Origin of the sequence: Campylobacter sp. CFSAN093229, from assembly GCF_011068225.1 — a bacterium.
Taxonomy (GTDB): domain Bacteria; phylum Campylobacterota; class Campylobacteria; order Campylobacterales; family Campylobacteraceae; genus Campylobacter_D; species Campylobacter_D jejuni.
Window position 1 is genome coordinate 12,538 of record NZ_JAAMXB010000007.1, and the last position, 23,448, is coordinate 35,985.

Annotated in this window: 28 protein-coding genes; 24 read left to right on the top strand and 4 right to left on the bottom strand. The window is 30.3% G+C overall.

Annotated features, from left to right (window positions below; translation table 11 throughout):
* Positions 1-53 precede the first annotated feature (53 nt).
* The gene (locus FBE93_RS04185) at positions 54-545 is read left to right on the top strand and encodes a hypothetical protein (protein ID WP_002855147.1); all 492 of its coding nucleotides are present in this window, start codon (positions 54-56) and stop codon (positions 543-545) included.
* On the opposite strand, the gene FBE93_RS04190 is transcribed toward FBE93_RS04185, so the two are convergent.
* Complete coding sequence (locus FBE93_RS04190; protein ID WP_002933528.1) at positions 533-1,471, bottom strand: hypothetical protein; 939 nt, start codon at positions 1,469-1,471, stop codon at positions 533-535. The two genes, FBE93_RS04185 and FBE93_RS04190, sit on opposite strands and share 13 nt — an antisense overlap.
* Entirely contained in the window at positions 1,471-2,409 is a 939-nt protein-coding gene (rsmH, locus tag FBE93_RS04195; RefSeq protein ID WP_165434204.1) for a 16S rRNA (cytosine(1402)-N(4))-methyltransferase RsmH, read from the bottom strand. The genes FBE93_RS04190 and rsmH overlap by 1 nt, the downstream gene beginning before the upstream one ends.
* 158 nt (positions 2,410-2,567) lie before the next feature.
* Here rsmH and FBE93_RS04200 point away from each other — a divergent pair, with 158 nt between their 5' ends.
* The 5 genes from FBE93_RS04200 (at position 2,568) to flgG (ending at position 8,358) form a co-directional block, all read left to right on the top strand.
* Entirely contained in the window at positions 2,568-4,058 is a 1,491-nt protein-coding gene (locus FBE93_RS04200; protein WP_059110903.1) for a peptidylprolyl isomerase, read from the top strand.
* Positions 4,055-5,443, top strand: coding sequence for a cell division protein FtsA (gene ftsA / locus FBE93_RS04205; protein WP_072225832.1), 1,389 nt, complete (start codon positions 4,055-4,057; stop codon positions 5,441-5,443). The genes FBE93_RS04200 and ftsA overlap by 4 nt, the downstream gene beginning before the upstream one ends.
* 15 nt (positions 5,444-5,458) lie before the next feature.
* Positions 5,459-6,571, top strand: coding sequence for a cell division protein FtsZ (gene ftsZ / locus FBE93_RS04210; protein ID WP_002852071.1), 1,113 nt, complete (start codon positions 5,459-5,461; stop codon positions 6,569-6,571).
* 154 nt (positions 6,572-6,725) lie between these two features.
* Positions 6,726-7,538: a flagellar hook-basal body protein gene (locus FBE93_RS04215; RefSeq protein WP_002933537.1), complete on the top strand. Its 813-nt coding sequence runs from the start codon at positions 6,726-6,728 to the stop codon at positions 7,536-7,538.
* A 28-nt stretch (positions 7,539-7,566) separates the two neighbouring features.
* Complete coding sequence (gene flgG, locus FBE93_RS04220; RefSeq protein ID WP_002852142.1) at positions 7,567-8,358, top strand: flagellar basal-body rod protein FlgG; 792 nt, start codon at positions 7,567-7,569, stop codon at positions 8,356-8,358.
* Positions 8,359-8,423: 65 nt separating this feature from the next.
* Here flgG and glnA read toward each other — a convergent pair whose 3' ends face one another.
* Positions 8,424-9,854 carry a type I glutamate--ammonia ligase gene (gene glnA / locus FBE93_RS04225; RefSeq protein ID WP_126265051.1) on the bottom strand — a complete coding sequence of 477 codons (1,431 nt, stop codon included), beginning with the start codon at positions 9,852-9,854 and terminating at the stop codon, positions 8,424-8,426.
* Positions 9,855-10,056: 202 nt separating this feature from the next.
* On the opposite strand from glnA, the gene FBE93_RS04230 reads away from it, so the two are divergent.
* The 18 genes from FBE93_RS04230 to FBE93_RS04315 all read left to right on the top strand — a co-directional run bounded on the left by FBE93_RS04230 (position 10,057) and on the right by FBE93_RS04315 (position 23,021).
* Positions 10,057-10,752 (top strand): chemotaxis protein, encoded by a 696-nt coding sequence (locus FBE93_RS04230; RefSeq protein WP_070306373.1) that lies wholly within the window; start codon positions 10,057-10,059, stop codon positions 10,750-10,752.
* A complete protein-coding gene (locus FBE93_RS04235; RefSeq protein WP_002866546.1) occupies positions 10,749-12,002 on the top strand; it encodes a peptidase U32 family protein in 1,254 nt (417 codons plus the stop codon). The genes FBE93_RS04230 and FBE93_RS04235 overlap by 4 nt, the downstream gene beginning before the upstream one ends.
* A complete protein-coding gene (gene purE / locus FBE93_RS04240; protein WP_059110904.1) occupies positions 12,003-12,497 on the top strand; it encodes a 5-(carboxyamino)imidazole ribonucleotide mutase in 495 nt (164 codons plus the stop codon). It abuts the gene before it with no gap.
* Positions 12,498-12,506: 9 nt separating this feature from the next.
* On the top strand, positions 12,507-13,043 hold the full coding sequence (locus FBE93_RS04245; protein ID WP_002852251.1) for a DUF3972 domain-containing protein: 537 nt from the start codon (positions 12,507-12,509) through the stop codon (positions 13,041-13,043).
* 11 nt (positions 13,044-13,054) lie between these two features.
* Positions 13,055-13,918, top strand: a complete 864-nt coding sequence (gene glyQ, locus FBE93_RS04250; protein ID WP_002932955.1) for a glycine--tRNA ligase subunit alpha — start codon at positions 13,055-13,057, stop codon at positions 13,916-13,918.
* On the top strand, positions 13,905-14,630 hold the full coding sequence (locus tag FBE93_RS04255; RefSeq protein WP_002932958.1) for a Nif3-like dinuclear metal center hexameric protein: 726 nt from the start codon (positions 13,905-13,907) through the stop codon (positions 14,628-14,630). Before glyQ ends, FBE93_RS04255 begins: the two co-directional genes overlap by 14 nt.
* A gap of 9 nt (positions 14,631-14,639) precedes the next feature.
* Positions 14,640-15,356 carry a zinc ribbon domain-containing protein gene (locus FBE93_RS04260; protein WP_165434205.1) on the top strand — a complete coding sequence of 239 codons (717 nt, stop codon included), beginning with the start codon at positions 14,640-14,642 and terminating at the stop codon, positions 15,354-15,356.
* A complete protein-coding gene (gene waaA, locus FBE93_RS04265) occupies positions 15,353-16,510 on the top strand; it encodes a lipid IV(A) 3-deoxy-D-manno-octulosonic acid transferase (RefSeq protein WP_165434206.1) in 1,158 nt (385 codons plus the stop codon). Before FBE93_RS04260 ends, waaA begins: the two co-directional genes overlap by 4 nt.
* Positions 16,491-17,243 carry an RluA family pseudouridine synthase gene (locus FBE93_RS04270; protein WP_002932961.1) on the top strand — a complete coding sequence of 251 codons (753 nt, stop codon included), beginning with the start codon at positions 16,491-16,493 and terminating at the stop codon, positions 17,241-17,243. The genes waaA and FBE93_RS04270 overlap by 20 nt, the downstream gene beginning before the upstream one ends.
* Before the next feature lie 67 nt (positions 17,244-17,310).
* Positions 17,311-18,648, top strand: a complete 1,338-nt coding sequence (gene ffh / locus FBE93_RS04275) for a signal recognition particle protein (protein WP_165434207.1) — start codon at positions 17,311-17,313, stop codon at positions 18,646-18,648.
* Positions 18,649-18,712: 64 nt separating this feature from the next.
* Positions 18,713-18,940 (top strand): 30S ribosomal protein S16, encoded by a 228-nt coding sequence (rpsP, locus tag FBE93_RS04280; RefSeq protein WP_002852274.1) that lies wholly within the window; start codon positions 18,713-18,715, stop codon positions 18,938-18,940.
* 2 nt (positions 18,941-18,942) lie between these two features.
* Positions 18,943-19,185 (top strand): KH domain-containing protein, encoded by a 243-nt coding sequence (locus FBE93_RS04285; protein ID WP_002852144.1) that lies wholly within the window; start codon positions 18,943-18,945, stop codon positions 19,183-19,185.
* A complete protein-coding gene (rimM, locus tag FBE93_RS04290) occupies positions 19,178-19,717 on the top strand; it encodes a ribosome maturation factor RimM (RefSeq protein ID WP_002855099.1) in 540 nt (179 codons plus the stop codon). The genes FBE93_RS04285 and rimM overlap by 8 nt, the downstream gene beginning before the upstream one ends.
* Positions 19,714-20,418: a tRNA (guanosine(37)-N1)-methyltransferase TrmD gene (trmD, locus tag FBE93_RS04295; RefSeq protein ID WP_002868040.1), complete on the top strand. Its 705-nt coding sequence runs from the start codon at positions 19,714-19,716 to the stop codon at positions 20,416-20,418. The genes rimM and trmD overlap by 4 nt, the downstream gene beginning before the upstream one ends.
* Positions 20,419-20,428: 10 nt before the next feature.
* Positions 20,429-20,785 carry a 50S ribosomal protein L19 gene (gene rplS / locus FBE93_RS04300; RefSeq protein WP_002854824.1) on the top strand — a complete coding sequence of 119 codons (357 nt, stop codon included), beginning with the start codon at positions 20,429-20,431 and terminating at the stop codon, positions 20,783-20,785.
* 132 nt (positions 20,786-20,917) lie between these two features.
* On the top strand, positions 20,918-21,331 hold the full coding sequence (gene uraH / locus FBE93_RS04305) for a hydroxyisourate hydrolase (protein ID WP_002852246.1): 414 nt from the start codon (positions 20,918-20,920) through the stop codon (positions 21,329-21,331).
* Between the two features lie 23 nt (positions 21,332-21,354).
* Positions 21,355-22,695 (top strand): 3-deoxy-7-phosphoheptulonate synthase class II, encoded by a 1,341-nt coding sequence (locus FBE93_RS04310; RefSeq protein WP_002932966.1) that lies wholly within the window; start codon positions 21,355-21,357, stop codon positions 22,693-22,695.
* Positions 22,692-23,021 (top strand): ArsC/Spx/MgsR family protein, encoded by a 330-nt coding sequence (locus FBE93_RS04315; protein WP_002854966.1) that lies wholly within the window; start codon positions 22,692-22,694, stop codon positions 23,019-23,021. The genes FBE93_RS04310 and FBE93_RS04315 overlap by 4 nt, the downstream gene beginning before the upstream one ends.
* 12 nt (positions 23,022-23,033) lie before the next feature.
* On the opposite strand, the gene FBE93_RS08545 is transcribed toward FBE93_RS04315, so the two are convergent.
* Positions 23,034-23,276 (bottom strand): SelT/SelW/SelH family (seleno)protein, encoded by a 243-nt coding sequence (locus FBE93_RS08545; RefSeq protein WP_257406500.1) that lies wholly within the window; start codon positions 23,274-23,276, stop codon positions 23,034-23,036.
* Positions 23,277-23,448 lie beyond the last annotated feature (172 nt).

Below are 23,448 nucleotides of genomic sequence, written 5' to 3' on the forward strand. Positions count from 1 at the left end.
TAAAAATTAATTTTGTTTAGATAAAATTTTAATTAAAAAATAAAGCGTGGATTATGAAAAAATTTAAAGAATTTAGCCTTCGTTTTTTATTTAAAGTATCAGAACAACCTGTTTTAGTGAAGGATTTATTAGAAGCAAATGCACTTTTTAATGACGGTATGCTTGTAGATCCTTCTAAGCTAAATTTTAATTTCAAAATTCTAAATTCTTATATTTATTTTGGTGTTTTTTGCGCTGTGGTTTTGTTGCCATTGCTTTTAATTACTCATTATTTTTTGACAAAACTTGACTTTCATATAAGCATAGTGAGCGCTGTTATGGTTACTGCTTGTGTATTTATAGGATATGATATTTTTAAAGTTTATACTCGCAAAATAATCTCAAAAAAAATAATACAAAAAGCTTGGGCTTTGCATTTCCCTTATTTTGCTTATGAAAAATACTCTATAATGGCAGGTGAAATTTATAAGGAAGCTTTAAAAGAAGAAATTCCAAAAGCAAATTTAGAGCAGTATGTTTTAGATAAGATTATTCATTCTAAATAATCTAAAATTTGATTTTGGAATCGCATATTTTCAAGTCTTCTTTTTAAGTCTTTATTTTCTTCGTTTAAAACACTTTCTTCTGTTCTTAATGTAGCAATTTCTCTACTAAGATAATAAATTTGATTTCTAATATAAATTTGTGGAGCAAATAAAAATAACGCAAAACTAACAAGCAAAGCCGCAAAAAGAAGATGATTGAAATTTAGGTTTCTATCTTCTTTGGTGGCATTAGAGAAGCCTTCTAGTAAAACATTTTTTGCCTTTTGAGCATCTTCATCATTTTGTTGTTTTTCTTGAGCTTGATTAGATGGTTTTGGAAGTTCTTGTTTATTTTCTTGTGGTGTTATTTTTTTTTGTAAATTTTCCAAACTTTGTTTAATATCGGGTTGTTTTTTAATATCAGGTCGTTTTTCTATAGTTTGGGAATTTTGTATTTTAGGTTCAGTTTTTTGAATTTTTTCTATAGATTTTATAGATTCTTTTTTTTCTTTTTTATCTTGGATAGGATTTTGATCATTTTTTGTTTGAATTTTTGGTTTGGTTTGAATATTTTTTATTTCGTTTGTTTTTTTTCTTCCAAATGAAAAAATTTTTTTAGTTTTTTTATTTTCTTCTTTTTTCCTTTCTTTCATTTTGGAAAAAATTTTTTTAGCAAGAGATTGCTTTTCTTCTAATTTAACATTGATCAGATCTTCTTTTAAATATATATTTGATTTTTTAGTATGTTTTGACTCATACTCTTCATCGAATTCTTCTAAGAATTTATTAGGAGTCTTTTTTTTAAAACGACGTCTTAAAATATCATCGCTAGAAATTTCATCTCTTAAATCATCATCAAGCGGTTTGCCTTGATTTATGGCGCGAGAAAATTTCAGCATTTTTTGGCGTATGTTTTGGCGTTCTTTTATAAAATCATCTTCTAACATTATTTATTGTCCAAATTATTGAAATAAAAAGCCCGCATTTTGGCACAACTAGAGCGAGAATTTTTTAAAAGTTCTTCCTTGCTTGCGCTTATAGCTTTTTTGGTTATTATTTGCCCTAGGCTATGGTTATTTCCACATTCGCAACGCATTATTTTTTCATCACAAATGCAGTTTTTTGACCATTTTTTGAAAAAATTTTTTACTATTCTATCTTCCAAAGAATGAAAACTAATGATTGCTAAAATGCAATTTTTTGGTTTTAAATTTTCTAAATGCCTAAGAAAATCTTTAAGCACTTTAAGTTCTTGATTTACTTCTATTCTAATGGCTTGAAATGTTAAAGTGGCTTTGGAAATTTTTCTATGATTTTGTTTGCCTTTTCCTATGATTTGATAAAGTTCCTTGGCGCTTTTGATTGGATTTTTACTTCTTTCTAGGCAAATTTTTTCAGCAATAAAATGTGCATCGTGCAATTCTCCATAATCTTTAAAAATGGAAGTTAATTGCTCTTTTGTATAAGTATTAATAATCTCATAAGCCGATATTTTGGAGTTTTGATTCATTCTCATATCCAAAAAGTCAGAATTTACACTAAAACCTCTTTCGTTATTATCGAGTTGAAATGAAGAAACTCCAATGTCTGCTAAAATACCTCTTAATTCTTCTTTATGTGAAATTTTTTCTAAAACTTCACTAAAATTACTTTGTATAAAAGTTATCCTATTGTGAAAATCTTTAAGACGTTTTTTAGAAAATTCTAAAGCTTGTTGATCTTGATCACAAGCAATGAATTTAAGATCAGGATGATTTTTAAGCAAAGCTTCACTATGTCCGCCAAATCCTAAAGTGCAGTCTAAAAAATAACCTGTTTTAAGATTTTTAAAAATCTCTTGAACTTCATTAAGCAAAACTGGGATATGAGGAATTTCCAAAATCAATCCTAATAAATTTTTATAAATTATAATTATAACTAAATTTCATTGTAAAAATCATAAAATTTAAAGAACAAATATTTTTTGGTAAAAATTTTATAATTAAACTCCACTTAAACACTTCTACGATACAATATCTAGTTTAAATTTAATCAAGGAATGATATGCTTACTTGGATGCAACATCACAAAAAATATCTTGTTGTTACTATATGGGTTAGTACTATAGCTTTTGTTGGCGCCGGCTTTTTAGGTTGGGGTGCTTATGATTTTAATCTCAATAGAAGTTCGAGTGTTGCAACCGTAGGAAATGAAAAGATAGGTTTTAGCGAATTTGATACTAGATATAGACAAATTTTAAGTTATTATAATCAAATTAGCAATGGTGCTTTAACTCCAGAAAATGCTGAGCAACTAGGCATTAAAAATATAGCTTTAAGCTCTCTTGTTGAAGATAAGCTTTTGTTAAATTTTGCTAAAGATTTGGGTGTTGGCGTAAACGAGAATGAAATTTTACAAAAACTTGCAAATACTAGAGAATTTCAAGATCCTACAGGGGATTTTAACAAAACAATTTATTATGAACTTTTAAATGCCAATAATTTAACTCCAAAAGATTATGAAACACAACTTGCAAATGAAGTAATTACCGATAAACTTAATCAAATTTTTAATATTCCTAGCAAAGATGAAGAATTAAAAATGTTAGCTTCTAGTTATTTCATGCAAGATGCTTTAAGTATTGCAAAAATTGATTATGACAAAAAAAATATTAAGATTAATGAAGAGGATTTAAAAAAGCTTTGGAATGAACATAAAGAAGATTATAAAACTAAAAAAATATATGAAATTTCAACTTATTTTTTGCCAGTTAGCAATGAGAAAATTGACGACAAAGAATTAGAAAAATTTTATAATCAAGATGAAAATAAACTAAAATATAAAGATTTTGCAGGTAAAGTGATGGATTTTCAGTCTGCTAAAAATGAAGTTGCTAAAGATTACGCCTTAATGCAACTAAAGAATGTGGCTAATGCTAAATTTTTAGATTTAAAAAACGGGAAAGATAATTTTCAAAAAGATCAAAATATTAGTGAATCTGATGTTTATTATCCAATTGATCTTTTGAATAAAGCTAAAAATGGAGATGTTTTACGACCGGCACCTTATAATAACGGATATATCATAGTTAAACTAAATAAAGTAGATCCTATAAGAAATAAAACTTTTGAAGAAGCTAGAGAAGAAGTTTTACCTATGTATTTAAGCGAACAAGCTAGAAAAAATTTAGAAGAAAAAGCTAAAAATAGTTTAGTAAATTTTAAAGGCGATGATATAGGCTTTGTAAGTCGAGATAGTTCTCGCGAGAGTGTAAAGCTTAGTGATAAGATATTAAATGATTCTGAATTTGCTTATTTTTTAATGAATGTATTTAATACTGATCAAAATAGTTCTTATGTGATCATTAATGACAATAAAGCAATATTATATAAAATAAATAAACAAAAATTAGATATGAACTCCGATAAATTTGAACAATACAAAACTATGCTTGAACAAAATTTGCGAAATTTAAAAGCAAATGAGCTTAAGCAAGAACTTGTTGATGAACTTAAAAAGATATATCCGATAAAAATTTATTATAAAGGGAATTGATTTTGAATATATTAGGAATTGACTTAGGCTCAACCCAGACTTGTGCCATTATTGCTCAAAAAGATGAAGATGGATTAAAAATTATTGGTTTTTCCAAGTCGAAAACCAACGGGGTTAAAAAAGGTGCCATTACCAATATAGAGCTTGCTTCTAAATCTATTGAAGAAGCTGTTAGAAGTGCTGAGATGATGAGCGGAGTTCATTATGATAAGGTTGTGGTGTCTATATCAGGTGCTTATACTAAAAGCGTTGATAGCATAGGTGTTGTTAATATTCCAAATCATGAAATAGGCATTAAAGAAATTCATCGTGCTGTAAGTACAGCTAAGCATACTGCCAATCTACCAAGTGGTTATGAAATTATCCATGTTTTGCCTTATAATTTTAAGGTTAATGATCTTGAACATGTTGATGATCCTTTGGGAATGAGTGGCAATCGTTTGGAAGTTTCAACCCATATAGTGATTTCACAAGAATCTCATATTAAAAATCTTAAGAAAGCAGTTGAATTAGCTGATTTAAGAGTGGATAATATAGTTCTTTCAGGATATGCTTCAGCTATAGCTTGTTTAGATGATAGCGAAAAGGAATTAGGTGCTGTTTTGATTGATATGGGTGGAGCGATTTGTGATATGGTTGTTCATACTGGAAATTCAATTAGATATAATGATTGTTTGCAAATTGGCTCGATTAATATCACCCAAGATTTATCAATGGCATTGCATACACCTTTAAAAGAAGCAGAAAAAATCAAGCTTAATTATGCAGCTCTTTCACAACAGCCTAATACCCTTATACAAATTCCTTCAATGGGTGATGAAAGAAAGGTTAATGAAGTTTCTTTGGATATTATTTCAAACGTAATTTATGCAAGAGCGGAAGAAACTTTGATGATTTTGGCAAAAATCTTAAGTGATAATCGTTATGCCAATGTTATAGGCGGTGGAGTTGTTTTAACAGGTGGAATGACTAAGTTAGCAGGTATTGATGAGCTAGCTCCTGCAACATTTGATAATCGCTCAGTTAGACTAGCTACTGCAAGAAAAGATTTGATTACTGGTTTTAGTGAAATTTTTAATGATCCTGAAAATACTTGTGCTATAGGACTTTGTTTATATGGAGCGGGGTATTTTACGCCTTATGAACTTGATTCTAATGAAAAATTAAGATATAAAGGGGAAATTGAAAATTTTAATCGTCAAATTAAACAAGATATTGTTTTGCAAAAAGATGCAGAAAGTGAAATAAAATCTGATTTTTTTGATGAAAATTTGCAAGAAAATGATACAATTGCAATACAAGAACAATTAGATTTTAAAGAGCCAAAAGAAAAAAAACCTAGCGTTTTTTCAAATATCTGGCATAAAATTATGAATCAATTTTAACAAGGAGAAATTTTTATGAGTGAATTTTTAGTAGAAGAAATGCAACATAATAAAGGTGCAAAAATTAAGGTTATAGGCTGCGGTGGCGGTGGTGGTAATATGATCAACCATATGGTTAAAATGGGATTAAATGATCTTGATTTAATTGCAGCAAATACTGATGCACAAGCTATTTCAATTTCATTAGCAAAAACTAAAATTCAACTTGGCGAGAAAAAAACTAAAGGTTTAGGCGCTGGTATGCTTCCTGAGGTAGGTGCAGAAAGTGCTAGAGAAAGTTTTGAAGAAATAAAAGCAAGTCTTAGTCAAAGTGATATTGTATTTATTGCTTCAGGTTTTGGTGGAGGTACTGGAACGGGTGCCACTCCAGTTATTGCACAAGCAGCTAAAGAGATTGGAGCTTTAACTGTTTCTGTTGTAACTATGCCTTTTGCATTCGAAGGAAAACAAAGAAAAAAACTTGCTGAAAGCGGTCTCCTTGAGCTTAAAAAAGAAAGTGATTCTATTCTTGTAATTCAAAATGAAAAATTATTGAGCATTATTGATAAAAAAGCAGGCATTAAAGATGCTTTTAGATTGGTTGATGATATTTTAGCTCGTGCTGTAAAAGGTATGGTGTCTATCTTGCTTGATAATGGAGATATTAATGTTGACTTTGCAGATGTAAGAACCATCATGAGTCATCGCGGACTTGCACTTATGGGTGTTGGTAGTGCTAGTGGTGAAAATGCTATAGAAGAGGCTCTTTCAAACGCTATAGAATCTCCTTTGCTTGATGGAATGGATATTAAAGGTGCCAAGGGAGTTATTTTACATTTTAAAACAAGTTCTAATTGCTCTTTGTTTGAAATTTCAGCAGCAGCAAATAGTATACAAGAAATTGTTGATGAAAATGCTAAGATTATTTTTGGTTCTACCACAGATGATAGCATGGAAGATAGAGTTGAAGTGACTATTATTGCGACAGGATTTGAAGATAAAGATACAGTAGCTAAAAAATCTACCGAAGAAGCTCAAGCTTCTAAGAAAAATCCTTATTTAAGTCTTAAAAAGGTAAGCGGTGGTTACGATGAAGAGATAATGGCGCAAATTGAAACACCGACTTTCTTGCGTCGTCAAATGGATTAAAATTGATTTTAAAGCAAGATTGAGTCAAATCTTGCTTTTTATAGTTTAAAATTCTCTCCTAATAATCTTTCAAATATTTATTTTTCTTTGTTTTTAAAAGTTGGAACACTCTTTGCTTTTATAGCTATAAAATCTTAATTTTATAGGTGAAAATATGCAAAATGGATATTATCAAGCAACTGGCGGAATGGTAACTCAGTTTAATAAACTTGATGTGATTACTAATAATCTTGCCAATATTAATACAAGTGGATACAAAAGAGATGATGTGGTTATTGCAGATTTTAAAAGGATTTTTAAAGAAACTCAGGATGAGTTGCCTATAGAAAATCACACAAGAGATGCATCTCGTTTTGTAAATACTACAATAGATGGAATCCCACAAGTTTCTCAAGAATATACGGATTTTAGCCTAGGTTCTTTAAAGGCTACAAACAATCCTTTGGATTTGGCAATGACTAGAGAAGATGCTTTTTATTTGGTTCAAACCAAAGATGGAGAAGTAAGATTAACCAAAGATGGAAATTTTCAACTTGATGATGAGGGTTATTTGGTAAATAAGCAAGGATACAAGGTATTAAGTAGTGATTATTTTAATAATCCTCAGAATGCTGGCATACGCATTCCTAATGGTGCTGTTCAAATTAGCATTGATAAAAACGGAAGCATTGAAGTTGATGGAGCTCAAAATGCAAGATTATTTGTAGCGCAAGTAGATGATATAAGAGCTTTGCAAAAAGATGGGGATAATGTTTATAAAATAGATGATCTAACCCGTATTAGAGATTTGGAAAACTCCAATGCCATTCGCCAAGGTTTTTCTCAGGGATCAAATGTTAATCCAGTTACTGAAATGGTAGGACTGATTGAAGCAAACAGAATGGTAGAAATGTATCAAAAAGTTATGACAGCTCATATGGATGACTTAAATCAAGAAGCTATCAATAAGCTTGCAGCTGTTAAATAATTTAAAATAAAATAAAAAAGGATTAAAAATGATGAGATCACTTCATACTGCTGCTACGGGAATGGTAGCGCAGCAAACGCAAATTGATGTTACTTCAAATAACATCGCCAATGTTAATACAGCAGGTTTTAAGAAAAGTCGCGCAGAATTTGCTGATCTTATGTATCAAGTTATGAAGTATGCAGGAACTTCAACTTCAGCTACTACTCTTTCTCCTTCGGGTATAGAAGTGGGTGTGGGTGTGCGTCCAACAGCGGTAACTAAAGTTTTTACTGAAGGAAATTTAAAATCAACAAGTACCGATGGTCTTGATATGGCTATTGCAGGTAATGGGTTTTTTCAAATACAACTTCCTGATGGCACTATAGGATATACTAGAAATGGGCAATTTACAAAAGATAATGAAGGTAATATTGTAAATTCAGATGGTTATAGACTTTTACCTGAAATGACAATACCTGAAGGCGCAACAGCAATTAATGTTGCTACAGATGGAACCGTTTCTGTAATGCTACCAGGGGAGCAACAAGAAACTCAAATTGGCCAAGTGGAGCTAGTTCAGTTTATAAATCCAGCGGGTCTTCATTCTATGGGTGATAATCTTTATCTCGAAACAGGAGCAAGTGGTGCACCTGTTGCGGGTATAGCAGGACAAGATGGGCTTGGAACAATAAGACATGGATTTATAGAACTTAGTAATGTTCAGCTTGTTGAAGAAATGACAGATCTTATCACAGGACAAAGAGCTTATGAAGCGGGTTCTAAGGCAATTACAACAAGTGATGATATGCTAGGAATTGTAAATCAGCTTAAGCGATAGTTGATATAAAATAAATAATTTTTAATTCTTTTTTGTTTAATGGCGTGTTAAACGCCATTAAATTTTTAGCAAGAGTAGCAAGTTTTAAATTCATAAGCAGTTGGACGAGCTTCTACTGGCCAAACTTGTGTTTCAAATTTTAAATGCTGATAGTCATCGATAAAAATATCGCTCATTACAGGTTTTAAATAAGAATTATGTCGGATTAAAGCTTCTAAACTTCCTCTTAGAGTATGTGGTAATTGCTCTATCCCTTTTTCACGTATTTCATCCAAAGTAAGATCAAATAAATTTTCATCCATAGGACCCACAGGAATGGTTTTATTTTTGATTCCATCAAGACCTGCCATTAAAAGACTAACAAAAGCTAAATAAGGATTAGCAGTGCTATCAGGGAAGCGAATTTCTATACGAGCTGAATTTTTACCTATGCCATAAGGAACGCGACAACTTGCTGATCTGTTTTGACAAGAATAAGTTAAAATACAAGGAGCTTCAAAGCCAGGAACTATTCTTTTGTAAGAGTTGGAACTTGGATTTGTAAAAGCTGCAACACTTCTAGCATTTTTTAAAATTCCACCTATATAATTTATAGCAGTTTGACTAAGTCCACTGTATCCATCTTTATCGTAAAATAAATTTATTCCATCTTTCCATAAGCTCATATGAACATGCATACCATTGCCATTATCTCCGTATAAAGGTTTTGGCATAAAAGTGGCAGTTTTGCCATTTAAATGAGCTACCATTTTTACAACATATTTATAAATTTGAACATTGTCAGCTGCTTCTACAAGCGTGCCAAAATTTACTCCTATTTCAGCTTGTCCTTGTGCAACTTCATGATGATGAACAAAAGTTTTAAGACCTACTTTTTCAAGGGTTTGAACCATTTCAGAACGAATATCTACTAAAGAATCAATTGGCTGAACTGGAAAATATCCACCTTTGTTTCTTGGCCTGTGTCCAGTATTGTAGCTATCGGTAAATTCTCTATCATCATTCCACTCTCCTTCTTCGGTATCAACTTCATACTTAGAACAATGAGTAGTATCAACTATTTTTACACTATCAAAAACAAAGAATTCATTTTCTGGTCCAAAGTAAGCAGTATCAGCTATGCCACTATTTTTAAGGTGTTCCATTGCTTTTTTTGCTATGCTTCTTGGACATTTTTCATACATTTGTCCTTTGTAAATATCATACACATCACAAAATACTATGATAGTAGGATCAGCCGTAAAAGGATCTAAAAAAGCACTTTGAGCATCAGGTTTTAAAATCATATCTGATTTTTCTATAGGTTGCCATCCATGGATTGAGCTTCCATCAAATGGAATGCCAGTTTGAAATGTTTCTTCATTGATTGCATGAAGATTATAGGTAATATGATGCCAAGTTCCTATCATATCTGTAAAACGAAAATCAACAAAAAGCACTTCATTTTGTTTGCAAAATTTGAAAAAATCATCTATATTATTAACAAATTTTCCCATATTTTTACTCCTTTATGTAATTAAATTTATAAAATTATATCATAAAATTTTTAATTAAGATTTAATTAATATATTTTTTTTAATAAATTTAAAAATTTAATTTAAAAAGATTAAAAAATAAAAATTTATATTTTTGTTTTAGATAAAATTGATTATAATTTTGAGCAATTATTGAAAATCTAGATTTAAAAAAGGGAAAAAAATGACTCAAGAAGAGCTTGATGCTTTGATGAATGGTGATGTTGATCTTGATTCAGAGACAGAAGCAGAGGTAAAAACCGAAGAATCGAATACCGAAGAAGATGCTTTGATGTTAGAAGATGTCAAAATAGCTGATTACAAACCTAATCCTAGTGTAGTATGGCCACCACCCCCACCAAATCAGGAGCATAAAGTTGTACATCAGTTAGATGATGTTACAAAAGATAGCGAGCTTAAAGCAACGGAAATGATGGATAAGCTTGAAAGTATTAATAATTTTTTTGCGGATTCTGAAAGTTTACTCAAAGAAATAAATAAAGTAATAGAAAAAAATATTGATATTTTTTCTAAACTTAATGAAAAATTTCCTAATGTGGAAAGTTTCAGTGAAGCTTTAGAATTAAACAATCAAGCTAAAAAAAGTTCTAAGGAGATTGTCGGAAATCTTCAAAGCGGACAAGATGAAGTGATGATGGCAATGGATGCAATGCAGTATCAAGATATACATCGTCAAAAAATCGAACGTGTTATTAATGTAATGCGTGCTTTAAGCCGTTATATGAGTTCTTTATTTGAAGGTAAAATTGATGATAAAAAACGTGTAAGTTCTGCAGTGCATATTGAAGGTGATAGTACTGCTGATGTTGTAAGTAATGATGATATAGAAGCTTTAATTGCAAGTTTAGGGCAAAAATGATCATTCCTGAAATAGTAGCTCCTGCAGGAAATTTCACAAAATTAAAAATTGCTTTAGCTTATGGCGCAGATGCGGTTTATGCGGGTGTGAATAATTTTTCTTTAAGATCACGTACTGCAAGAGAATTTAATTATGAAAGTTTTGAAGAAGCTATCAAATATACTCATGAGCGTGGTAAGAAAATTTATGTTACTTTAAATGGTTTTCATTTGAGTTCTCAAATTGAAGGTTTAAAAAGACATATTTTAAAATTACGTGAGATGAAACCCGATGCTTTTATTGTAGCTTCTGTTGGAGCTATGCGTCTTGTTAAAGAACTTGCACCTGAAATTTCTTTACATGTTTCTACTCAGGCAAATATTTTAAATTATTTAGATGCTCAAGTTTATAAGGATATGGGTGCTAAAAGGGTTGTAATTGCCAGAGAATTAGGGCTTAAAGACGCTAAAGCTTTAAAGGAAAATTGCGATATTGAACTTGAAGCTTTTGTGCATGGTTCTATGTGTTTTGCTTATTCAGGGCGTTGTTTAATAAGCTCTGTGCAAAGTGGAAGAATGAGCAATCGTGGATCTTGTGCAAATGATTGCAGATTTAATTATGAGCTTTATGCTAAAAATCCAGAAAATGGTACTTTATTTCGTTTAGAAGAAGATGAAAATGGTACTCATGTGTTTAATTCTAAGGATTTAAATCTTTGTTCTTATATAGAAAAAATCATGCAAGAAAATTGTATCAGTGCTTTTAAAATAGAAGGGCGTACTAAAAGCGAATATTATGTTGCGCTTACAACAAGGACTTATAAAATGGCCATACAAGATGCTTTAGAGGGTAAATTTGAGTCAAGTAAGTATGAAAAAGAGATTGCTACGCTTAAGAATCGTGGTTTTACAGATGGCTATCTTGTTTCGCGTCCTTTAGAAAAAACCGACACGCAAAATCATAATACAAGCATAGAAGAAGGTTCTCATCAAGTGCATGCTATAAGCGAAGATGGAAGCTTTTTTAAATGTAAAGGGAAAATCGTTTTAAACACGCCTTATGAAATTTTAGCTCCTTTAGGCGATGTGATTCAAACTTGCGATAATGAACTAGGTAAAATTTATCAAAAAGAGGATAGATATTTTATAGAGTTTAAAAAACTCATTGCTAAAAACAATAAAGAATTTAGCGAAATTCATAGTGGCAATGAACATGAAATCCAATTACCAAATAAAATCAGTGCATTAAGTTTTTTAAGAAAGGAAATATAGATGAATTTTGTTTCTATTTTAATGGGAAGCAAGAGTGATTATGAGACTATGAAAGAGGCTGCTAAAACTTTAGAAAGTTTTGGGGTAAAGTATGAACTTATTATCTCATCAGCTCATCGTAGTCCAAAAAGAACAAAAGAGTATATTGCAAATGCTGAAGAAAAAGGTGCGAAAGTTTTTATAGCAGCAGCTGGAATGGCAGCGCATTTAGCTGGAACTGTTGCAGCTTATACAACAAAACCTGTTTTGGGAGTGCCTATGTCAGGAAGCAATCTTGCAAGTATGGATTCTTTGTTTTCTACGGTGCAAATGCCTAGTGGAATTCCTGTAGGAACTTTAGCTATTGGTAAGGCTGGAGCAATCAATGCTGCTTATTTGGCTATGCAAATTTTAGCTATTTATGATGTTGATTTAGCACAAAAGCTTAAAGAAGATCGTCTTGAAAAAGAAAAAAAACTTGTATCTGATTCAAAAGAAGTAGAAGTTTTATTATAAGGGATAAAAATGCAAACCTATCTTGAACTTGAAGAATTTTGTAAGCTTGTGCATTTAAATGAAGATGTGGTTAAGGGTATGATGGCCAATGGGGCTTTAAATTTTAAAGAAGAAGAGGGTAAAATTTACATCGAAGCTCATCAAGGTACTTTTAGTGTAGTGCCTAGTTCTGCAAAATCTCAAACTGCAATGGTAAATTCAATGACTTTAGCAGGAGAAAGTTTTGTTGAAAAAACAATAGGAACTATTTTAAATTTGCATGAAAAAGTTTTAGATGCTAAAGATGAAACACTTGAAGCATTAAAAAATGAGAATAAATTTTTAAAAGATGCCCTTTATTCTATGCAAGAACTTTATGATGAAGATAGAAAAACTATAGAAACTTTAAATAATGAGTTAAAACATGCGCGTGAAGAGATAGAATTTCTCAAGCGTAAATATAAATTAATGTGGAGTAAAACCGCAGAAATTTTTGGAGCTAAGACAGAGCCTGATTTGGAAATGAATAAAAATTTAGAAAAACCTATTGAAAATATGGAACAATAAAGAGAGATACAATGACTTTTTCACAAATGATACTTAATTTACAAAATTATTGGCAAGAGCAAGGTTGTGCGATTATGCAACCTTATGATATGCCAGCAGGTGCAGGAACCTTTCATCCAGCAACTTTTTTAAGAAGTTTAGGAAAAAAACCTTGGGCAGCTGCTTATGTGGCTCCAAGTAGAAGGCCTACTGATGGACGTTATGGTGAAAATCCTAATCGCTTAGGTGCTTATTATCAATTTCAAGTTTTGATTAAACCTAGTCCTGATAATATCCAAGAATTATATCTTAAAAGTCTTGAAAATTTGGGTTTTGATTTAAAAAGTCATGATATTCGTTTTGTTGAAGATAATTGGGAGAGTCCAAGTTTGGGTGCTTGGGGTTTAGGCTGGGAAGTATGGCTTAATGGTATGGAAGTCACTCAATTTACTTATTTTCAGCAAGTTGGCGGTATAGCAGTAGATTTAGTAAGTGCTGAAATTACCTATGGCCTTGAAAGAATAGCCATGTATCTTCAAAATGTTGATAATGTTTATGATATAGTTTGGAGTGAATTTAATGGAGAAAAAATTAAATACGCAGATGTGCATAAGCAAAGTGAATATGAATTTAGTAAATACAATTTTGAAGTAAGTGATGTTAAGATCTTAAATGAGCAGTTTGAAAATTCTTACAAAGAATGTAAAAATATTTTAGAACAAGGACTAGCTTTACCTGCTTATGATTATTGTATGCTTGCTGCACATACTTTTAATCTTTTAGATGCAAGAGGAGTAATTTCTGTAGCACAAAGACAAGATTATATGTTAAAAATTCGTGAGCTTTCAAAAAATTGTGCTGAAATTTATAAGAAAAATTTAAATGAAGCTGAGTGAAATTTATAATTTTTTAGATCAATTAAGTCCCTTTAATATCCAAGAATCATGGGATAATAGTGGAATTTTGCTTGGAGATAGGGATAGTGAAATTTCAACTGTTTATTTAAGCTTAGATATTGATGAAAATATCATTAAAGAAGCGAGTGAAAATTCTTTAATTATCACACACCATCCTTTGATATTTAAAGGTTTAAAAAATTTGTATGATAAGGCTTATCCTAGGGCTTTTATTAAAGAAATGATTTGTAAAAATATTTCTTTAATCAGCATGCATACAAATTACGATTTAAGTCATTTAAATACTTATTTTGCGGAAGAAATTTTAGGTTTTAAAATTTCTTTTAAAGATGAATTTTTGATTTATGTAGAAAATTCTATGTCTTTTGAAGCTTTGTGTGACTGGGTGAAAAAAAAGTTAAATTTACAAATTTTACGTGTAAGTGATTGTGGTAAAAAAGACATTAAGCGTATTGCTATATGTACTGGAAGTGGCGGGGATTTAATTTCTAAAGTAGATGCGGATTGTTTTTTAAGTGGAGATTTTAAATATCATCAAGCTTTAGAGGCGCTTAGTAATCAAATCAGTCTTATTGATTTAGGTCATTTTGAAAGTGAGAGATATTTTTCTCAATGTTTAGCAAAAGACTTGAAAAATTTGCCGCTACAAGTTATAATAACAGTTTCAAAAAATCCATTTCAATATTTTTAAGGAAAATAAATGAATAAATATCTCGAACAATTAGTGCTTTTATCAAAAATAGATCAAGAAATTGATAGTTATGAACCAAAAATAGACAGTATTAATAAGACTTTAAAAGATGCTGAGTTAAAAATAGGAAAAATCAACACAGATTTAGAAAAAATCGATGAAGAAATTAAAGATATAGAAAATCAAAAAGTGCAAAATAATACTCATATTTCCGAGTTTTCAGCAAAAATTAAAGAGCTTTCTAAAAAAAGTGGTGCAGTAAAAACAGAAAAAGAAGCTAATGCTTTAAAAATTGAAGAAGATATTGCAAAAGAGCAATTAGACGCTGCAAATGATGAAATTGTAAGACTAGATAAAATTTTAGAGAATAAAGAAACTTATAAAAAAGAACTTGAAGAAGAAAAAATCAAACAAGAGCAAAATATTAATGAGATTAGAGTAAGCATTAAATCTGAAATGGAAGTTCTTGAAAAAGATAGAATGAGTGTTTATGATAAAAAAACCAAACTTGTGGGCGAGATGAATCAAAAAGTTTTAAGTTTTTATGAGAAAATTCGCAAATGGGCGAAAAATACTGCTGTAGTTCCTGTTAAAAAACAAGCATGCTATGGATGTTTTATGAAAATTTACGATAAGACTTATTTGTCTGTTGTAAAAGATGAAGAGATTGTAACTTGCCCTCATTGTGGAAGAATTCTTTATAAAGAGCAAGAAGAACAAAATTGATCTTTTTTTATTATTTTTTAACTTGGGCGGCATTTTTATTTTGTGCCGTCTTTATTCTTTTGCTTTCTTTTTTAAAATCCAAATACAAAACTAGTTTAAAATCCCGATTTTTTCTTTATGAAAATTTACATCAAGAAAAAGCTGATGTACATTTTCATGCTTGTTCTTATGGGGAGGTAAGAAGTATTAAAACTTTGGTTTTGAAATTTGATTCAAGAATAACTACTATTACTCAAACAGGTTTTGAGTGTGCAAAAGAATTTTGTAAAAAGGTAAATTATCTTGCTTTTGAAAATTTTTTGCCTTTTTGGTTTAAGCCTTGTAAGGTTTTGGTAATTTTTGAAGCAGAATATTGGCTTATGCTTGTTTTTATGGCACGTATTTATAAGGCTAAGATTATTTTGCTTAATGCGAGAATATCTGATAAATCTTATCATTCTTATCAAAGATTTTCTTTTTTTTATAAAAAAATTTTTTCTTATATTGATGAAGTTTTTGCTCAAAGTGAATTAGATAAAGTAAGACTTGAAAGTTTGGGAGCTAAAAATGTTAAAATTTTTAAAAATATTAAGGCAAATTTAGAAATTAAAAATAATAAAATTTATACCAAACCTAAGGAAAAACTTATCATTTTTGCTAGTACTCATAAAGATGAAGAAGAGCTTTTGATTGATCATTTTAAACTAGAAGAAAATGAAAAACTCATTATCGCCCCACGACACCCTGAGCGTTTTAAAGAAGTTGAAAATTTACTTTTAAACAAAGGTTTAGAATTTGAAAAATTTAGTTCTTTAAAAGATGAAAATAAGAAATTTTCTAAAAAAATTTTGCTTTTAGATGTTTTAGGAGAGCTTGTAAATTTTTATGCAATTTCTGATGTTGTTGTGCTTGGAGGTTCTTTCATAGAAGGCATAGGAGGACACAATCCTATAGAAGTGGCATATTTTGACAATGTATTAATCAGTGGGAAATTTATTCATAATCAGAAGGCTTTATTTGAAGAAGTAGAAAATGTATATTTTTGCGAAAATTTAAAAGATTTAAATGATAAAATTCATTATTTAAATTTAAAAGCTAAAATTTCCAAAAAAGAAAATTTAGATCTTATCATACAAACTATACAAAAGGGAATTGATGCAAGAAAAAGCTTATAAACTCTTAGCTTTGCAAGAAAAAATTTCAAATCGTGAAGCTAAAGATTTGATTGATAAGGGTTGTGTTTTTTCACATGGAAAAAAAGTTGTGGTTGCTAGAGCTTTGATGAGCGATAAGGCAAGATTTAATGTGATAAAAGCTAAAAATCCTCAAATTATTTTTGAAGATGATAAGATTATTGCTATTAATAAACCTTATGCTTATGTGAGTGAAGATTTGGAGAGAAAATTTAATGCCAAGCTTTTAAATCGTTTAGACAAAGAAACAAGCGGTGTGATTTTGCTTTGCAAAGATGAAGATTTTAGAAAGCTTTGTATAGAAGAATTTAAAAAACATAGAGTTTATAAAAGTTATATTGCGGTTTTAGATGGGGTTTTGGCTGAAGAGGTTGAAGTGAATGAGCCTATTTTTACCATAAAAGCAAAAGGCGGGGCGTTAAGTAAAGTTTCAAAAGATGGTTTAAGTGCCTTAAGCATCATTACTCCTATTATGATGCAGTCAAAAAAAACCTTAGCAAAAATAGTCATTCAAACAGGTAGAACTCATCAAATCAGAGTGCATGCTAAATTTATAAAACATGGCGTTGTAGGTGATGAAAAATATGCTAAAATTTCAAGCGATAGAATGTATTTACATAGTTATGAAATTAAAATTTTTGATTATTATTTTAAGGCTGAGCTAGATAATAGTTTTGCAAAAGTTGGCTTTGAGATAAAAAATTTAGATTTTTAAAGCCATTTAAGAAAAAATTTTGTATAATGCAAGGTTTAATTTAAAAATTTTATAGAAAGGTGATAAAGTGTTTGAGTTAGTTAGCGAATCTTTTAAATCAGCGATTAATAAATTACGTTTTGTTGATGATGAAAAAGCACTTAAGAACGCTTTAGAAACCTTAAAAAAAGCTCTTTTAAAAGCAGATGTTCACCATAAGGTAACTAAAGAGCTTTTGACTTTGATAGAAGAAGATGTAAAGCAAAACGGAATAGGTCAAAAACAATTTTTAAATGCTATTAAAGTAAATTTAGAAAATATTTTAAGTGTCAATGGCAAAAATCAAGGTTTTGTTTTTGCTTCTAAGCCCCCAACAGTAGTTCTAATGGCAGGTTTACAAGGGGGCGGTAAGACTACAAGCACTATCAAACTTGCAAATTATTTAAAATTACGCAATAAAAAAGTTTTAGTTGCAGCTTGTGATTTACAGCGTTTAGCGGCAGTGGAGCAGCTAAGACAACTTTGTGAAGCTAATGAAATTGAACTTTTCTTCATAGAAAATGAAAAAGATCCTATTAGGGTTGCTAAAGAGGCTTTAAAAAAGGCTGAAAGTTCTATGGTGGATGTTTTGCTTGTGGATACTGCTGGACGTTTGGCTATAGATGAGGCTTTGATGAATGAATTAAAAGCAGTTAAGGATGTTTTAAATCCTGATGAGATTTTCTATGTTGCTGATGCAATGAGTGGTCAAGATGGGGTTAAGACTGCGGCTAGTTTTAATGAAGTTTTAGGTATCAGCGGGGTAATTTTATCAAAATTTGATGCAGATGCTAAAGGTGGAGTAGCCTTAGGTATAGCAAAACAAATCGGTATTCCTTTAAGATTTATTGGTGTGGGTGAAAAAGTAGCAGATTTAGAAGTTTTTATACCAGATCGTATAGTAAGTCGTATTATGGGTGAGGGTGATTTGGCAACTTTAGCTGAAAAAACTGCTGCGATTATTGATGAAAAAGAGGCTAAAAAACTCAATCAAAAAATTAAAAAAGGTGAATTTAATTTTAATGATTTTCTTAATCAAATGGAAAGTATTAAAAAATTAGGAAGCATGAAGTCTTTAATCGGCATGATACCAGGACTTGGCGGAATGGCAAATGCGGTAAAAGATATAGATTTGGATAATTCTAAAGAAATCATACGCATTAAAGCAATGATTTCTTCAATGACTCCAAAAGAAAGAGAAAATCCTGATTTATTAAATAATGCTAGAAAGCGTCGTATAGCAGAGGGAGCAGGTCTTTCTCAGGTAGAAGTCAATCGTTTTTTAAAACAATTTAGCAATGCAGCAAAGCTTGCAAAAAGATTTTCAGGTAAAAAAGGAATGGAAAGTTTAACACAGATGATGAGTCAAGCTAGAAGGCAATTTTAAATTTTATTTATAAATACTTTTTATAGTATCTATAAATAAAATTTTTAATTTTTAAGGAGTATAAATGACAGTTATTAGACTTACAAGAATGGGTAGAACTAAAAGACCATTTTATCGTATTGTAGTTACAGACAGTAGAAAACGTCGTGATGGTGGTTGGATAGAAAGTATTGGGTATTATAATCCTATGGTAGAACCTGAGGTAATTAAAGTTGATGCAGAGCGTTTAGCTTATTGGAAAAGTGTTGGTGCAAAACTTAGCGATAAAGTTGCTTCTATCACTAGCAAATAATCATGGTAGAGAATTTTCTTAGAGAATACGCAAAATTAATTGCAGATTATCCTGAACAGATTGATACTCAAAAAATTGAATTAAGTGAAAATTTTTTTGAGATTGTTCTTTTTGCACATAAGGTTGATACAGGTAAGCTTATAGGTAAAAATGGAAAAATGATCAATGCTATAAAAACCGTAATCTCTGCTTATAAGAGCAAGGATGCAAGTTCTTATAGAGTAACGGTAAAAGCACTTGAGTGAAAAAGATTTTGTTCAAGTTGCAAAACTTGGTAAAACTGTGGGTCTTAAGGGTTATGTAAAATTGCATAACCTGAGCGACTTTTCTTCTCAATTTAAAAAAGATGCTACTTTTTTTATAAAAAACACCAAAGAAATGTTAAAGATTAAGCATTATAATGCAAGCAATTCTACTGTTTTATTTGAAAATTATGAAGATATAGAAAAGGCCAAAGAATTAATTAATCTTATTCTTTTTCAGAGTATCGAGAAAAGCAGACAAACTTGTAAATTAAAAAAAGATGAGTTTTTTTATTTTGATATTTTAGAGTGTGAAGTTTTTGAAGAAGATAAAAGATTAGGTAAAGTGATTGATATCTTGGAAACTGGAGCTTCTTATTTATTTGAAATTCAAAGTGATGAAAAATGGGTTGAAAAAAAATATCCTAAAATATTTTTTATTCCATATTTAGATAAATTTGTTAAAAATATAGATATAGAAAAACGACAGATTTTTTGCACGCAAGATGCTTTTTTAATTTTAGAAAATTCATGAAATTTAGCTTCGTTTCTTTGTTCCCTAATCTTATGGAATTTTACTTTCAAGATTCTATACTTGCAAGAGCAAAAGAAAAAAAACTTTTCAAACTTAATTTTTATAATCCAAGAGATTTTTCTAAAAATTCCTATCATAAAGTCGATGATTATAAAATAGGTGGCGGAGCTGGACTTTTGATGCAAGCTGAACCTATGTATGAGGTGTTAAGAAGTATTCAAGAAAAAAAAGAAAATCCCTATTTTATTTTTTTAAATCCAAGTGGTAAAACCTTTAATCAAAAAGACGCCAAACGCTTAAGTAAAAAAGAACATATAGTTTTTGTATGCGGGCGTTATGAAGGTATAGATGAAAGAGTGCTTGAAATTTTTGCGAATGAAGTTTTTAGCATAGGGGATTTTATTTTAACAGGAGGAGAATTACCTGCGCTTGTAATGTGTGATGCGATTTTAAGAAATGTTAACGGGGTTTTAGGAAATATGGAAAGTTTGGAAGAAGAAAGCTTTGAAAATAATTTACTCGAAGCGCCTGCTTTTTCAAAACCTTTTATTTTTGAGAAAAAAAATAAAAAATTTTATACTCCTTCAGAGTTTTTAAAGGGTAATCACGCTAGAATTGCAAGTTTAAAAACTACTTTGGCGTCTTGCAAAACGAAATTTTTTCGTCCAGATTTATTTTTAGAGCATGAACGCAAAAAATAAGGGATTTTTTATGAAAAATAAATATATAGAACAATTTGAAGCAAAACAAATTGAAGGTAAAAATGTTCCAGATTTTCGTGCTGGTGATACTTTAAAGCTTGCAATTCGCATCAAAGAAGGGGATAAAACAAGAATCCAAAATTTTGAGGGTATTTGTATTGCTAGAAGAGGTAATGGCGTAAGTGAAACTTTTATCGTGCGTAAAATGGGTGCTAATAATGTTGGCGTTGAGAGAATTTTCCCTATTTATAGTGAAAGTTTAGAAAGTATTACTGTTTTGCGTCGTGGTCGTGTACGCCGTGCAAGATTATTCTACTTAAGAGATAGACGCGGTAAAGCAGCGCGTATTAAAGAGCTTAAAAAATAATTTATAATTATTTTTTATTATAAGCCTAACAATTAAATAATTATAATTAATTTATAATTTTTATTATTTGATTTTAATTATTAATAATACTCTTGTATAATATTCCTTGTAAATATTATACAAGGAGAGAAAATGTTTTCTATTAAAAAAACTTTATTAATACTAGCAAGCGTGCCAATGTTTTTGAGTGCTACTGAATATCAATTAAGTACTCATGTCTTGGATATTACTTCTGGACAACCTGCTCCTAAAGTAAAAGTTGAGCTTTATAAGTTGGAAGCAAATCAACAGTGGAAAAAAGTAAGTGAAGAATTTACCGAAGAAAATGGTAGAATAGGAGATTTATTACCATATGAAAAAGCTGAAAATAGGGCTTTTGGAATTTATAAGCTTAAATTTTTCACAAAAGACTATTACACATCACACAAAATAAATACTTTTTATCCTTTTGTAGAGGTAAGTTTTGAGCTTTCTAAAGATCAAAAACATTATCATGTTCCAATAACCCTTTCTCCTTTTGGTTATTCAACTTATAGAGGAAGCTGATAAATAAAACGAAAGAAAAAACCATGTGGACTAAGAATTCTTGGAAAAACTATCCTATAAAACAGCAACCTATCTATCCAGATCAAGAGGAAATGAATAGAGTTTTAGCAAGACTTGAGAAGCTTCCTCCTTTGGTTTTTGCTGGAGAAGTGAGAAATCTTCAAAAGTCTTTAGCAAGAGTTTGTAAAAAAGAAGCTTTTTTACTTCAAGGTGGAGATTGTGCTGAAAGCTTTGAAAATTTTGGCGCTGTAAATATCCGTGATATGTTTAAAATTTTACTTCAAATGGCTATAGTGCTTACATTTGCCGGTGGATGTCCTGTTGTAAAAATTGGTCGTATTGCAGGGCAGTTTGCCAAGCCAAGAAGTAGTGATTTTGAAGAGTTAAATGGTATAAGTCTTCCTAGTTATCGTGGTGATATTATTAATGGTTTTGAATTTAGCGAACAAGCACGCATTCCTGATCCACATAGAATGCTTGAAGCTTATTATCAAAGTGCAACAACGCTAAATTTGTTGCGTGGATTTGCTAAGGGTGGTTTAGCAGATTTGCATGAAGTACATCGTTGGAATTTGGGCTTTTTAAAAAAGAGTGAACTCCATAAGCAATATACTGATATCAGTGAAAAAATTTCACAAGCTTTAGCTTTTATGGAAGCTTGTGGAATTAATACAAGTAATACGCCGAGTCTAAGAGAAGTTAGTGTTTATACTTCACATGAAGCTTTGCTTTTGCCTTATGAAGAAGCTTTAACTAGGATGGATAGTTTAAGTGGGGAAATTTACGATTGTTCAGCTCATATGCTTTGGATAGGTGAAAGAACAAGGGCGCTTGATGAAGCTCATGTACATTTTTTAAGAGGAGTAAAAAATCCTTTAGGGGTTAAAATAGGACCTAGTGCAAGTGCAGATGATATCATAGCTTTAGCAAATGTTTTAAATCCAAATAATGAAGAAGGAAGATTAAATATTATTATCCGCATGGGTGCAGATAAAATTATCAATAATTTGCCAAAAATTTTCTCTAAACTTAAAAGTGAAGGTTTAAATTTAGTATACAGCATAGATCCTATGCATGGAAATACAGTAAAAGCAGGTAATTTTAAAACACGTGAGTTTGATAAAATCATGCAAGAAGTGAGATCTTTTTTTGAGATTGCAATAAGCGAAGGAGTTTATCCAGGTGGGGTGCATCTTGAAATGACTGGGAAAGATGTAACAGAATGTACAGGTGGTGCAAGCAATGTTACTGCTCAAAGCTTGGAAGATCGTTATGAGACTCAATGCGATCCAAGACTTAATGCGGATCAAGCATTAGAACTTGCTTTTTTAATCGCAGATTTGGTAAAAAAGGCTAGAAAATGAAACTTTATGGTATTAAAAATTGCAATTCTGTAAAAAAAGCTATGGATGCTTTAACACAAAAAGGCATTGTGTTTGATTTTATGGATATTAAAAAGATTAATCAAGATATTTTATACACATGGTTAAAACAAAAATCTTTTGAAGAACTTATCAATACTGCTGGATTAACTTCTAAAAAACTTGGTTTAAACAAAGAAAAAGTTAAAAATTTAAATGAAAAAGAACTTGAAAAAATTGTATTGGAAAATCCAAGTTGTATTAAGCGTCCTATTATCGAGTATGAGCAAAACATATATATTGGTAAGGAATATGAGAAAATGTTATGATAGAGTGTTTGATTACACTCTATTTTTTATTAATTGATTAATTTCATTTTGATATGGAAATCTTTCGCTTTCGCAATTAATAAGTTGTGTTTTAGAGAAGATAACTTTTCCGTCTACTTCAACGATAAAATCACCTCTGCCGCCAATTTCAAATTCTACTTCAACATCTTTGAAATCGCTTTGTAGTTCTTCTGCAACCCTTGCAGCTTGTGGGCGATAATTTCAAAGATTGCAATAAGCAATTTTTACTTTCATCATTTCATCCTTTGAGAAGTTCTTTTTATTAAGATTAAAATCTTAGATTTTATTATAGTTTATTTTGGCTGAATTTTTGCCTTTTTGTAAAATTTAAGTTGAAATTTAGGGCCAATTTCTTTCAAATTCAGCGAGAAAAATTTATAATTTTTATCAAAATTAAAATAAGCCT